General features: G+C 53.1%; 11 protein-coding genes. 6 read left to right on the top strand and 5 right to left on the bottom strand.

What is annotated here, in order from left to right; all coding sequences use genetic code 11:
* Positions 1-1,032, top strand: coding sequence for an LLM class oxidoreductase (locus BMI79_RS01670; RefSeq protein WP_076940095.1), 1,032 nt, complete (start codon positions 1-3; stop codon positions 1,030-1,032).
* 105 nt (positions 1,033-1,137) lie between these two features.
* On the opposite strand, the gene BMI79_RS01665 is transcribed toward BMI79_RS01670, so the two are convergent.
* Complete coding sequence (locus BMI79_RS01665; RefSeq protein ID WP_076940094.1) at positions 1,138-2,661, bottom strand: YdgA family protein; 1,524 nt, start codon at positions 2,659-2,661, stop codon at positions 1,138-1,140.
* Positions 2,662-2,803: 142 nt separating this feature from the next.
* Complete coding sequence (gene manA, locus BMI79_RS01660) at positions 2,804-3,982, bottom strand: mannose-6-phosphate isomerase (protein ID WP_076940093.1); 1,179 nt, start codon at positions 3,980-3,982, stop codon at positions 2,804-2,806.
* A gap of 166 nt (positions 3,983-4,148) precedes the next feature.
* Between manA and fumC the strand changes: the two genes are divergently transcribed.
* Positions 4,149-5,546, top strand: a complete 1,398-nt coding sequence (gene fumC, locus BMI79_RS01655; RefSeq protein WP_076940092.1) for a class II fumarate hydratase — start codon at positions 4,149-4,151, stop codon at positions 5,544-5,546.
* 48 nt (positions 5,547-5,594) lie between these two features.
* On the opposite strand, the gene BMI79_RS01650 is transcribed toward fumC, so the two are convergent.
* Complete coding sequence (locus tag BMI79_RS01650; protein ID WP_241679963.1) at positions 5,595-6,263, bottom strand: peroxiredoxin-like family protein; 669 nt, start codon at positions 6,261-6,263, stop codon at positions 5,595-5,597.
* Between the two features lie 98 nt (positions 6,264-6,361).
* Between BMI79_RS01650 and BMI79_RS01645 the strand changes: the two genes are divergently transcribed.
* From BMI79_RS01645 to BMI79_RS01630, 4 genes are all read left to right on the top strand, one after another.
* Positions 6,362-7,252 (top strand): LysR family transcriptional regulator, encoded by an 891-nt coding sequence (locus tag BMI79_RS01645; protein ID WP_241679964.1) that lies wholly within the window; start codon positions 6,362-6,364, stop codon positions 7,250-7,252.
* A 306-nt stretch (positions 7,253-7,558) separates the two neighbouring features.
* Positions 7,559-10,603: a sialate O-acetylesterase gene (locus BMI79_RS01640; RefSeq protein ID WP_208611164.1), complete on the top strand. Its 3,045-nt coding sequence runs from the start codon at positions 7,559-7,561 to the stop codon at positions 10,601-10,603.
* 134 nt (positions 10,604-10,737) lie between these two features.
* A complete protein-coding gene (locus BMI79_RS01635; protein WP_076940089.1) occupies positions 10,738-11,427 on the top strand; it encodes a helix-turn-helix transcriptional regulator in 690 nt (229 codons plus the stop codon).
* Between the two features lie 87 nt (positions 11,428-11,514).
* Positions 11,515-11,883, top strand: a complete 369-nt coding sequence (locus tag BMI79_RS01630; protein ID WP_076940088.1) for a VOC family protein — start codon at positions 11,515-11,517, stop codon at positions 11,881-11,883.
* Here the strand turns inward: BMI79_RS01630 and tus are convergent.
* Positions 11,880-12,815 (bottom strand): DNA replication terminus site-binding protein, encoded by a 936-nt coding sequence (gene tus, locus BMI79_RS01625; protein WP_076940087.1) that lies wholly within the window; start codon positions 12,813-12,815, stop codon positions 11,880-11,882. The genes BMI79_RS01630 and tus overlap by 4 nt on opposite strands.
* A 120-nt stretch (positions 12,816-12,935) precedes the next feature.
* Complete coding sequence (locus BMI79_RS01620; RefSeq protein WP_208611167.1) at positions 12,936-14,219, bottom strand: MFS transporter; 1,284 nt, start codon at positions 14,217-14,219, stop codon at positions 12,936-12,938.
* Positions 14,220-14,232 lie beyond the last annotated feature (13 nt).

The raw sequence follows: 14,232 nt of genomic DNA, 5'->3' as shown, positions 1-14,232 counted from the left end.
ATGAGCCATTCTGCACAATACGCATCTGGAGCGTCGTTTCAGGCTTTCACCACCCATCCAGGTTATCGTCGCATGTTCGCGCCCAGTGCGCTTACGATAGGTATCTTTCTGCCATTGCGGTTCTATGAGGGGGATATGCACGTGCTGGCCGGGCAGGCGGAATGGGTAACAGACATTGATCGCTATGGTTTTGCCGCCGTGTGGGTGCGGGATATTCCGCTGTTTGACCCTACGTTCGGTGATGCAGGGCAACTGTTTGATCCCTTCACCTACCTGGCGTTTCTCGCTGCACGGACGAAGGTCATTGCGCTGGCAACGGGGAGCGCGATTTTTTCCCTACGCCACCCCATCGACTTGGCCAAAGCCGCCACCACTATTGATCAACTGTCGGGGGGGCGACTGGTGTTAGGGATTGCGTCAGGCGATCGACCTATTGAGTTCCCAGCATATGGTTTAGAACATAGTGAACGTGGTGAACGGTTCTCTCAAAGCGTGGAATATTTCCGCCAACTCATTCGTTCGGGTAGCCAAGCCATTGTGTCTCCCTTAGGTAAGGTTGTGGGAGCTGAGTTACTGCCTAAACCGGTCACGGGTAACCTTCCTCTTATTGTGACCAGTTCATCAGGGCAATCGTTGAGATGGATCGGTGAGCATGCAGATGGTTGGTTAACTTATCCCGAGGCAACACACACCCGTCAGGGGCCACAACGCTTGGCGGAAAAGATTCGCGCTTGGCGCCAGTTAATCCCGGACGGGGGATTTCGGCCTCATATGACTAATGAGTGGATTGATCTGGTGGAAAACCCTGACTACCCGCGCACACCGTTGCGTGGCGGTTATGTGCTACAGACCGGGCGTAAGGGATTAATTGATTTGCTGGGTGAATGGAAAGACGCGGGTGTTAACCATGCTGCCCTGGGGATACAATTTTCACAACGGCCTACCCGTGAGGTCATACAGGAGTTGGCTGAAGAGGTGTTGCCGCACTTTCCTTCCCATGAAGGACCAATACCTCAGGATATTTTATGGTGAGCTTATTGCCAGGTAACCACTCGCCAAAATCAGTAAACCGTTATCAACCTGAAGCTCAAACTGATACACCAGAGGCCAAATACTGTTGGCCCCTGGCGTTAACTTTTACTGCCCTAACGTTGGTTGATCCGGAACTGGTGCGCTCTCTTCCTCTGCCGGGCCACCCATCATGCTGAACAGGCCAACAAAATCCTGCAGCGACATCTTGTTGCCATTCAGTTCAACCTGATTGTCGGCATACAGGAAGGTACTGCCAATCACCTCATCCTTCAGCGTGGTCAGTTTGAACATCTGGCCCATCGCTGCCAGGCCTTGTATTTGCTGCTGCGCCATCTTTTGTGCTTCTTCGGCGCTATAACCCTGCAGTTTAGCCGCTTGCGCCGTGGTTTCGGTCGCCATCGCCACCGGGATGGTCAGCGCGGCTTCCAGTTTCTTCACGGAACGGGCGAGCAACTGATCCGGGGTTTCGGTAGTGGCGCCATCCGGCGTTGGATCGGCCAAATTCAGATTCAGGGTAAAGGTGCTTTCGCCTTTGCTGTTTTTCCAGCTTAGCGGTGCGATGCTGATGGTTGGGTTACCTTTCAGCAACAGCGGCAGGTTCTTGATCAGCATTTCAGAAGTTTGCTGCTGATAAGCCTGTGGATCCAACGCTTCGGACTGCTGAAGCAGGGCCATGGCTTCTTGGTTGTAGCGGGTGGCGAACTCTTTCAGCCATTTGCCATCCAGATTATCAATTTTCAGCAACAGCTTGCCTGAGCCAAAATCGCTACCCTGAATTTTTACGGCATCCAACGTGTAATCGAATTGACCATTCAGCTTGGTGTCTTTCTCACCAAATTGACTGGCGAGGTTTAACCCTTCCATTGCTACCACTTCTTTACCATCAACGGCCACTTTCAGCTGTTTCAGCCCTAGCTTCTGGTCACCCAGGCTGAGATCGAACTGGCCTTTATGGGTATTGCTTTTGAGCGTCAGGCCTTGCAGGGTGACTTGCTCGATCAGGCCAGATTGGCCTGGGCCGCTGATCACGGTGCTGTCGCTGTTACCCTCCAGCACAATGGTTTTTAGATCGCTGCCAACGTCGGCGTTGATGGTTGCCCCACTGAATTTCAGCGTGGACTTGTCCTTTTGAAACTCTACCGGGATCACGTCGATTGCCGAAGACGTATCGCCACTGTAAGCAATGCGCGAGTCAGCGGTGAAGAGGGACTTGCCTTTGGTGATCTCAAACAGCGGTTTGACCGGTGGCGTGTTTTCCAGCTCGGTATGGATAGATGCCAGGCTCGGGATCAGGTTGAATCTTTTCAGTTGGGCAAGCGGGAACGGACCATGGTCGACGGTTTCAAACAAAGCCAACTCTTCACCGGCTTTCAGCAGTGCGCCATTATTCTTGGTGTTACCGTCGGAGCGCAGTACATAGCGCACATGGCTGCTGAAAATCCCGCGCTGATAATTTTCATAGCTCAGTTTCACCCCAGCATTGGGCAGGTAAGCTGTCAACTGGCTGTTGGCATTGTCCACCATTTCGCCCATCCGTTGCTCGATCAACTTGCCTGTGTACCAGGAGGCACCGGTCCATGCCGCGCCAAGAACCACAATGACGCTGACAGCCACTAACGATTTTTTCATAGTTCTCTTCATCCTTTCAAAGCCATCTATTCCAGATGATAGATGGATGGGCAAATTGGACCTGCAAAAAACGCCCGCAGGCGTTTAATTGTGGAGGTAAGTGACTCATGTTAGCAACTTATTTGCTTAATTTTACCGCCGATTAAGACAAGGTATTATAAACGCGGGCGATACGGCCAACGCCGGTAACCTGTACCGGTGACTCAGCGGCCGCGATAAAGCAGGACTCACCCGGCTTTAACACCACCCGTTGATCCTGCTTTTGCAGGATCGCTTCTCCTGCCACACAAAACACGATGGCTGCGCTGTTTTGCGCCAGTGGCTGCGCGGAGGCGGAAAGATCGTGCAAAGAAAAAGCAAAATCCTCGACCGGGATCGGGAAAAACAGCTCATCGCCGCGCTTCTCTGGCTGAGTTAGCAAGCCAGACGCCGGTTGTGGGCGGAATTGCAGGTTGGCCAGCAGTTCGGGGATATCGATGAACTTTGGCGTCAGCCCCGCGCGCAGCACGTTGTCCGAGTTGGCCATCACCTCCAGTGCCACACCGTGCAGGTAGGCGTGCGGGGTTTCCGCGTACAGGAACATAGCCTCGCCTGGCGCCAGCTTGACGACATTCAGCAGCAGCGGTGAGAACAGGCCGCTGTCGTCCGGGTAGAAGCGGGCGATAAAACGCAGGGTATCCCAAGGCTCGCCCTGTTGGCTGTTCAGGGCTGCCTTTAGCACGCCCAAGGCTTTGGTTTTCTGCTCACCGTGCATACCCAGCAGGCTGGCAAACAGCGTCGCTAAGTGAGCGGTATCCGGCTGTTGCAGGAAGGTGGCGATGTCGTGATGTGCGCCCGCGAGCGGCTGCAGCAGGGAAACGATGTCGGCAAGCTCACGAAAGCCGTTCATGGCGAGGAATGGCGTCAGAGCAAATACCAATTCGGGTTTATGGTTGGGATCTTTGTAGTTGCGTTCTGCGGCATCGAGCGCAATACCGGCCGCATTCTCTTTGGCAAAACCGGCTTCTGCGGCGCTCTTGCTCGGGTGAACCTGAATAGAAAGCGGCTGATCGGCACACAGCACCTTAAACAGGAATGGCAACTCACCAAAGCGCTCTGCCACCTGAGCACCCAACTGCTCCGGCTGGTTTTCATCAATCACATCGCGCAATGAACGCAGAGCACCCTTGGCGTCGGTGACTTGCGAACTGCTTTTCGGGTGTGCGCCCATCCACAGTTCTGCCATCGGCTTGCCGTCTGGATTGGCGATACCATAGAGCTGGGTTAGCGCATCAAGGCTACCCCAGGCGTAATTCTGTATCGCATTGGTCATTTTTTGCATGATTACTACCTGCTTTTTAAAGGAAATTGCGCTAAGTAAACAATGTGCCCCCTGAGCATGCAAGCAAAGATCGCTAAAAATGCCCTCTAGCCGGGCAGTTAATGCGAATAATTATTATCTCGCTATACTGAGGGGACCTGATAAGCACTGTGCTAAGGAGATCGTAATGGCAGGCGTTCGTATTGAAAAAGACTCGATGGGGCCGATCGACGTCCCGGCCGACCAACTCTGGGGAGCGCAAACCCAGCGCTCGCTGGAACACTTCCGCATCTCTTCAGAGAAAATGCCTCCGGCGCTGATCCATGCGTTAGCCATGACCAAGCGCGCCGCAGCCAGCGTCAATATGGATTTAGGGTTGTTGCCAGCCGAGCGGGGTAACGCCATTATCCAGGCGGCCGATGAGGTACTGGCCGATCGGCACGCTAACGAATTCCCGTTGTCTGTCTGGCAAACCGGTTCCGGCACCCAGAGCAACATGAATATCAACGAAGTGCTGGCCAATCGGGCCAGCGAGTTGTTGGGGGGAGAGCGCGGCGAAGGGCGCCGGGTTCACCCCAATGACGATGTGAATAAAAGCCAGAGCTCGAACGACGTTTTCCCCACGGCCATGCACGTGGCGGCGGTGATCGCCGTGCGTGAACACCTGCTCCCTGAACTGAAGGTGTTGCACCAGACCTTGAGCAGCAAAGCGGCGGCTTTTCACGATATCGTCAAAATCGGCCGAACCCATTTGCAGGATGCGACTCCGCTGACGCTGGGGCAGGAGATCTCTGGCTGGGCGGCGATGCTGGCACACAATCTCAGGCATATCGAAGACAGCATCCCGCATCTTTGTGAGCTAGCGCTGGGGGGCACGGCGGTGGGGACCGGGCTGAACACCCATCCTGAATATGCGGTACGGGTCGCTAAGGCCTTGGCAGATCTGACCGGGCAGCCCTTTGTTACCGCCCCCAACAAGTTTGAAGCCTTGGCAACCTGTGATGCATTGGTGCATAGCCATGGTGCGTTGAAAGGGCTGGCGGCATCGCTGATGAAGATCGCCAACGATGTGCGCTGGCTGGCATCTGGCCCGCGCTGCGGGATTGGTGAGATCGCCATTCCAGAAAACGAACCAGGCAGCTCGATTATGCCGGGCAAAGTCAACCCGACGCAGTGTGAGGCGATGACCATGCTGTGCGCACAGGTGTTGGGTAATGATGTGGCGGTGAATATCGGTGGTGCCTCCGGCAACTTCGAACTGAACGTGTACCGCCCGCTGGTGATCCACAATTATCTGCAATCTGTCCGTCTGCTGGCAGACGGCATGAAGGGTTTCAACGAGCACTGTGCGGTGGGGATCGAACCGAATCGTGACCGTATCAGCCAGTTGTTGAATGAATCGCTAATGCTGGTGACCGCGCTGAATCCCCACATCGGCTACGACAAAGCGGCAGAGATCGCCAAAAATGCCCACAAACAGGGGCTGACGCTGAAAGCCTCCGCGTTAAAGCTGGGGTATCTCACCGAGCAACAGTTTGATGAATGGGTACGGCCAGAAGATATGGTGGGGAGTATGAAGAAATAACCTGCCTTAATATTTCAGGCGCAGCCTGTGCTGCGCCTGTTATCTGTTTTACCTTAACCGTTCCAGCACCGGCAGTACCTCCAGTGGATCCGCGCGCTGAGTGTAATCAGGGCTAACCTGCGCACAAACAATTTTACCGGAGGGTGCAATGACAAAGCGCGCGGGCATCGGCAATATCCAACTATCATCATCATTAAAATCCGCCAGATTGGTATTGAAACTGTGTAAATACAGTTCGATAAGGTAATCCGGCAGCCTGAAGTTCAAGCCAAAGCTGGCAGCGACGGTATTGCCAGGATCTGCCAATAGGGGAAAAGTGAACGTGCGCTCCTGCATCATGATCTGGCCGTTAGCCGGTGTTTGTGGCGAGATGGCGACGACGTTGACCGCTCGAGCCAGGAATTCTGGCATTGCTGCTTGCAACGCTTGCAGATCCAGATTGCAGTAAGGGCACCAGCGGCCCCGATAGAAGCTGACGATTAACGGCCCCTGAGACAATAACTGCGCAGATGAGACGGTGTTACCTTGTGCGTCCTGCAATATGAAATGGGGGGCAATATCGCCTGCCGATAACGCATTCCCTGCTATGCCAGAAGCGATAAGTTCATCGTTGCCACGGCGCAGTAAGGAGTGCACTCCAGCCGGAGGGTTAAAATCGAGCTTACCCGCTTCGAAAGCGGCTTTGAAGGCATCAAGTTGATCCTGCAGTTTCATCATGTCCTCGGTATAAAAATGCAATGTCAGCAGTTTGCCTATTCCCTTATGGTGAGGGTAGATTGGTGATATGACTAATAGTTATTCCAATGAGGAATGGCATGATGAATAAATTTGCTGATTTCAATACTTACATCAGCGTGTTTGAGGCGGGTTCTTTCTCCGCCGCTGCCCGGAGGTTGAATGTGGGGCAACCGGCAGTATCAAAAGCTATTGCCCGGTTGGAGCAGCAATTGCAGTCACGCTTGCTGCTACGTTCCACCCATGGCCTGCAACCGACAGAGGCCGGGCAACAGTTTTATTTGCGGGTGAAGCGTATTCTGGAGGATGTGGCAGAAACCGAGCTCGCCATCTGTGGTGCAGGAAAACAGCTGAGCGGACGTTTACGTGTTGCTTCGGCCGCTGTGTTTGCCCGGCTGATTGAATTGCCCGATCTTACACAATTTCTCTATACCCATCCTGCGCTGGAAATGGATCTGCTTTTGGATGAAGGTAATTTAGGGCTGGTTGAAGAAGGCATTGATGTCGCTTTGCGCATTGGTAATTTGCAGGATACCTCGTTTACTGCCCGCAAATTGGGGATGGCAAAGCAATGGGTTCTAGGCACCCCCGCGTATTTTGCCGCAGCAGGCATGCCCAAAGTACCGCGAGATCTGGTGCAGCATGAAATGGTGATCCACCAGCGGCCCGGGGGGCACGAACGCTATGTATTCAAGCATCAGCAGCAGCAACAGGAAGTCCAGTTACACGGCCGGGTTAGGGTCAGCGCTGCGGAGTGCGTGCGTGAAATGGTGATGGCTGGATTTGGCGCAACGGTGGCCTGTGAGGGAATGTTCCGTACTGAACTGCGCAACGGCACTGTGGTGGCTATTCTACCCGAGTGGCAACTGCCAGCACTGGAGTTGTGGGCGGTGTTTCCTAGTGGTCACTTGGTTTCTGCAAAAGCGCGTGCTTTTGCTGATTTTATTCAACAGTTGATGCAACGGGAGTAGTGGCGATCTTGTCCACCCGCGTTGCGCTATAGGCTTTTCTTGCTCTAAATCTGCGTAATTCTAATCGTTAACCCGCCTTAATTAAGAAATTACTTATTTACCCCTGGGGTGGTGAAAAAATGCTCACCATCCTCTATAGTCCCCCGTCTTATTTTGTATTGGCAATGTTCCAGCGCTTTTTCGGCCTGATGAATAGGCTGACACAAGGATGATATTAAATGCAACCTAGAGGGAATTATGGCGTTAAATGTGATCTATGTAAGTGCCAATGGCACTAAAAATGCGCTGGGAACTGAGAATAGTCCCATGGATCTGGCTACCGCTGTGTATGCTGGTGGTGAAAATAGCATTATTGTTTTGTTGAATACCGCTGGGGCTATTCAAACGTCTGGCGTGGCGCTGTTCAAAAATCAGTATATTTTAGGTGCAGGGGCCAGTGCAGTGGTGTACCACACGGACGGTGTCACCACGGAGAACTACACTGCGCCTGGATCGGGTGGCGCGCAGCTAAACGGCATATCAAAATATAACGCCGTGGTCGGTACCAACATGCATACTGAAGGCCCGGCCGTGGTAGGGGTAACTGCCAGCGGAGGCGTGAACAACGCGGGGATTATTGCAGAGACACGCTATAACTTTGTGTTGTCTGGCCAGTCGAACATGGCAGGCTGGGAAGATGTGGCCGATTTTGACCCTGAACTGCGCGGCGTACAGGAACAGGTAAAAATCTGGACCGGTAACCAGTTTGAAAGCCTGACGCCAAATAAAAACACCCACCCGCTGGAGTTTGGTGCTGGGTCGGCTAAAACGTGGGCGGGCTCAGAACTGTCCCTCGGTGTCAACCTGACACAGGCATTAGGCTCAGATGTCTATTTCACCAAAGTTACGGCCGGTGGTACTTCTATCGATCGCTGGCTGAACGGCGACATGCTCACCCGCATTTTCACCAATACTCTCAAAGCGTCACAGGCGATTGCCGATCAGGGATATGCGCCTTTTATCGGCGGCGTGGGTTGGACTCAAGGGGAAAATGATTACGGCAGACACAGTGACTACGATCAGAAACTGCTCACCTTATTTGCTCGCATGCAAAACGAATTTGCCATGGAGGATCTCAAACTGGTGGCGAGTGGCACTTCGCCATACCAGGGGGGCGCACAGATAGAAGCTGAACTGCAGCAGGCGGCTAATGCTTCTGATCATATTGAATTTTTCAGTATGCAACACTTCCAGAAGTCGTCTAACGGACTGGTGCACTTCGATGCGGAAGGATACTCCTATATGGGGTACCAGTTTGCCGTCAATTTCCTGAAGGACTTGATGGGAAGCCCGGTTTCGCAAGAAGATATCACCGGTTATGTTCCACTCTGGCTGCGGCCGGTTGCTCCAGAGGCCACTGACGATCGCGTGACCGTGATCCCAGGTATCACCGAAGATGTTGGCAACGTTCTGCTCAATGATCGTGACTATAACCCGCAGGTGATCCAGGTTTCTGCCGTTTGTAACCGCGCGGATGCCGTTGGTGAATGGATGAGCCTGGAACAAGGTGGGCGCATCAAGATCTCCGCCGATGGGCAATATATCTTTGAGCATCAAGGTGCCTATGCCGACTTAGCCTTTGGGGAGTCAGTAAGGATCGCCATCGACTATCAGATCAGCGATGAAACCGCGTTAACCGACCATGCTCAACTGCAACTGGTGATCTTCGGGCAAGGCCCTGCCGGAGGACAGACCACTATTTATGGTAACCAATACAATAACGTACTGAGAGGCAGCGAGCAGAACGATATCATCTATGGTTATGACGGCAATGATGTCATTTATGGTAATAAAGGCAGTGAGATTATCTTTGCTGGTGCAGGTAATGACATTATCTATGCGGCCAACAATGGCGACACGGACGATGCTGACGCACGTCATATTATCTATGCCGGTGACGGTAACGATATTGTCTACGGTGCCAAAGGGGATGATGTCATCGATCTGGGTGAAGGCAGTAATACCGTGCGCAGTTATGGAGGTAATGATGAGATCATTGCCGGCGCAGGTAATGATACTATTTATGCTGCATCTAATAACCGTCAGCAGGACAAAGGGTTCACCAAACTGATCAACAGTGGAGCGGGTAAAGACTATATCGAAACCTCGGACAGCGACGATACCATTATCGGTGGTGACGGGGATAAACGCATTCATTCCTTTGGCGGTACAGACAGCATCGAGGTTGGTAACGGTAACAATATCATTGCGGCTTATGCTACTAATCGTAACGACGATATCAATGCCACCAAAACCATCATCAGCGGTAATGGCCGCGATGTGATCGATACCTCTTATGGCAATGACAAAATCATGGTGGGGGATGGCAATAAAGTCATCCGTACCTACGGGGGGAATGACAGCATTATTACCGGTAACGGTAATAACCATGTAGATACCGCCAGAAACCGCACTGAAGGGGGGAGCAATACGGTCAAGGTTATAACCGGCAGCGGTAACGATGCTATTTACACTGGAGCCAGCAACGATTTGATTGATGCGGGGGCGGGTAATAACACCATTTACAGCTATGGTGGTGATGATTACATCAAGACTGCCGATGGTAATGATAATATCTATGCTTATGCCAGCAACCGCAACGACGACATTGGCCGCAGTAAAACCGTGATCAGCGGTGCAGGGCGTGACGTTATCTCGACCTCCTACAGTAACGATACGGTTATCGTGGGTGACGGCCAGAAGACGATCCGCACCTACGGTGGTAATGACACAATCATCACGGGTAACGGCAATAACTATATTGATACGGCTGTTGATCGTCGTGCGGGTAGTGGCGGGCAAACCCTGATCAAGACGGGAGACGGTAATAATGTGATCCATACCAGCAGAACGGATGATCATATCGTGACCGGGAATGGGAATGACACCATCTATGCATACGGTGGGAATAACATTATTGAGTCCGGTGGGGGCAACGACGTTATTTATGCTTATGACCTCGACCGGAATAATGACAAAGATAAATTGAATTATATCGACGCCGGATCAGGGAACGATACTGTCCATGGCACGCAGGGAATAGACACCATCATTGGTGGGCTGGGTGATGATATGTTGTACGGCTACGGTGGCAACGATTTGTTCATCTTCAGCGGGAGCGCGGGTAAAGACATCATCGGCGACTTCAATGTCAAAGAAGACAAAATAATGTTCACTGATTCCTCCGTGAGTTTTGACGATCTGCACTTTAAGGCGGTCAATAACGACACAGTGATATCTTATCTGGACAGTCAGGTTACCCTGCGCGGCGTAGCCATCAGCAAGATTGAAGAAAGCATGTTTATTTTCTAACCCCGTCCCCAGCCAGATAACCAAGGCGTTATCCTTGTTGTCTGGCTGATTTTTGTTACCCTTGGGCACTGATTTCACATTTACCCCAGGGTTGATACCGAACAGGTTCAGCACGTTTACCAATGGGTATAGACATGTCCCGAACCCAGCGTTTACTTGATTTAATGCAAATCCTGCGTCGTCATCGCTATCCGCTGGCGGGCCATGCCCTGGCCGAAGAACTGAGGGTCAGTATGCGTACCCTGTATCGCGATATCGCCACCTTGCAGCAGCAGGGGGCGGATATTGCCGGTGAGGCGGGCGTTGGCTACATCTTGCGGCCAGGATTTATGCTGCCGCCGCTGATGTTTTCGCCGCAAGAGACGGAAGCGCTGGTGCTGGGGATGCGTTGGGTTGAGCGCAGAGGCGACAGCCAGTTGGCAAAGGCCGCGACCAATGCGCTGGCAAAGATTGGCGCAGTCTTACCTAATGAATTGCGGGAAGAACTCGACGCCAACACCCTGTTGATCGGCCCGGTGGAGGAGGTCAAGGTGGCCGATGAAACACGGGTGTTGATCCGTGAAGTGATCCGCCTTGAACGCAAGATCAGCGTGGAATATCAGGATCAGGCGGGCAATGTCAGCGAACGTACTCTGTGGCCGTTTGCCATGGGCTACTTTGAACAGGTTCAGGTGCTGATAGCCTGGTGCGAACTGCGTGCTTCATTTCGTCATTTCCGCCTGGATCGCATCCGCACGCTGACGCAGTTACCACAACGCTATCCGCAAGGCCGCCGGGCATTGATGAAAGCGTGGCGTGAAACCGAGGGGATTGGCTCAACCTAATGGGCTACTGCCAGAAACTGACAGTCGGGCAGGCTAGTCTATGGGTATCGGGAACACTGAGGTTCCCTTGATTACCAGGAGACAAGCATGATAACGCCAAGCATGACCATTATTTATGTGGATAGCCCAGAAAAAAGCGCCGATTTCTATCAGCAACTGTTAGGCGTGGCGCCGGTTGAAAAATCACCCACCTTCGCGATGTTTGTCTTCAGTAACGGCTTTAAGCTGGCGATGTGGTCGAAGCACACCGTGGAGCCCGCCGCGAAGGCAAGCGGTGGTGGGGGGGAAATCAGTTTCGTCTGTGAACAACAGGAACAGGTCGATGCGCTCTATCAGCAGTGGCAAGCTGCAGGATTAACGATAGCGCAACACCCGGTAGCGATGGATTTCGGCTATACCTTTGTGGCTGAAGACTTGGATGGCCACCGCCTGCGTGTTTACCAGTTTTACGGTTAATCCGGCACGTTGGTGTACAAATGTAGGCGCTTGACCAATAAGCGTAACGGTTGGGCATCCGGCTTGTATTTATGCTTCACCGTTGCCGCGTCGTAGTTGAGCAACTCGCCAATTTTTGGCACCTTTGCCCCAGCCTCTAACTGGCAGAGGGCTATCAGCGGCAGCGGGCAGGGGTGTTGAACCTGTTTTTGCTGCGGCTGATACCAGGCGCGTGCGATCGGTTGTACCTTAACTGGCCGCTTGATCTTTAGCTGCGCATTTTGCGGCAGGCGGCTGACATCATCGATCTCACGGCTGACCAGTTCAGCCCATTGCTCGCGATCAAACGGCGGCACCGCCCGCCCGGCCTTTTGGCTTTTTTCCAACTGGGTAAGAATATCGTCGCGCTTGACGTTCTTGATGATGTGCTTGTTGGCCCAGCCGAAGCGCACGGAGTCAGGATTGGTCAGCAAAATCAGCGAACGATAGGCGCTAAGGGTGATCAAACCATGCAAGCGGGTATGCACAAAATCGAAACGTTGTTCTGGAGCCAAGCCGGACTCAACGGTGATGATCTGTTCCAATTCGGCTTTCAGGCGGTTGATTTGCGCAATCTGCTGCTGTAGAGCCAGATACTCGGCATTATCCACCGCCAGGCAGAGCACCCCGGGCAAACGCACGGCGGCCTTACTGCTGACGTGTGGTTGATTATGATGGATAAACAAGCGCTGGTAGTGTTCCAGAGCCAGCTCACGGGCCGCCTGGCCAACATGTTGCTCTACGTTGATTTGTTCAACAGCGACATGCTCTTTGCCTTTTTCGATCTCGGGTAAGGTAAAAACCCGCGCGGCGAGGAGAGGTAGCGGCAGGATCTGCTGGTGCAGTGTCGCTAATGCCTGTTCCAACTCGGCAAAGCACGCATTCATTCTGCCAATAAGACTGTATTTATCCATCTCCCCTCCTTTTTTAGTTACAACATACATTAGACGTAAACACAAAGAAAGGGGCAACTTCAGCCCCTTAGCACTATTAACCACCGAGTCGTTCAAGCCAAACAGGGAGATATCGCCCTTTTAAACACGCGTGGCTTCCGGCAGTTTCTTCAGATAGCGCGCCACCAACAGGGCTAAAAGTAACATCGCGCTGATAAATGTCACCACGCCGCTCCAACCGAAACTGTGCCAGAACACGCCACCCAGGGTTCCGGCAACGCTGGAACCTACATAATAACAGAACAGATACAGCGACGAAGCCTGGCCCTTGGCGCGGCGCGCGCGGCGACCGATCCAACTGCTGGCAACCGAGTGCGCGGCAAAGAACCCAGCGGTAAACAGCATCATACCGATAAAGATCGCCGCGAGCGGTGCCAGAGTAGTGATCAGGATCCCAGCCAGCATAATCAGGATTGAAACCAGCAGCACGGGCCCGCGCCCGAAGCGGGTCGTCAGGGATCCCGCTTTGGGTGAGCTGTACGAACCGGTGAGATAAACCACGGAAAGCAACCCAACGGCGGCCTGGCTGAGATGGTAGGGATCGGCCAACAGGCGATAGCCAATATAGTTGAACATGGTGATAAAACTGCCCATCAGCAGGAAACCTTCGGCAAACAGCAGCGGCAGCCCTTTATCATGCCAATGCAGCCTAAAGTTGATCAGCAGGGTATGCGGGCGCAGCGAACTGGCCCGAAAATGTGTTGATGCCGGTAAAATGCGCCAGAACATAAAGGCGGCCGCCAGCGCGAACAGCCCAATAACCGCCAAGGCAATGCGCCACGAGAAGAAATCAGTCAGCACCCCGGTAACCAAACGCCCGCTCATGCCGCCAATGGAGTTGCCGCTGATATACAGCCCCATCGAAAAGGCGACAAAGCTGGGGTGAATCTCCTCACTCAGATAGGTCATGCCAACCGCTGCAACGCCGCTCAGTGAAAGCCCTATCAGGGCGCGCATGAGCAGAATGCTGTGCCAACTGGTCATAAAAGCACAAATCAGCGTACAGATCGCCGCCAGCAGTAAGGCCACGACCATCACCGGCTTGCGGCCAACGGCATCGGACAGTGGGCCGGTGAACATCAGGCCGATAGCCAATAATCCGGTAGAGAAGGAGAGCGAAAGGCTGCTTTCGGCGGGAGAGATGCCAAAATCTTGCGAAAGCACCGGCAGAATGGGTTGTACACAATACAGCAGAGCAAAAGTGGCTAAACCAGCGGAAAACAATGCCAAGGTGACGCGCGTAAATTGCGAGGTACCACGTTCGATAAAGGGCAGTTTGTTCAGCGTTGAGCGTCTGGTTTTGGCTAAGGCACTAGCGTCATCATGCGGAGTCAGCGTTAGCGGTGTGGTGGCCGCAGAACGCACTGGGGTTGTCACA

Source organism: Serratia oryzae (assembly GCF_001976145.1).
Classification (GTDB): domain Bacteria; phylum Pseudomonadota; class Gammaproteobacteria; order Enterobacterales; family Enterobacteriaceae; genus Chania; species Chania oryzae.
The sequence above is the reverse complement of the archived record's forward strand: the minus strand, read 5'-3'. Positions and strand labels throughout refer to the sequence as shown.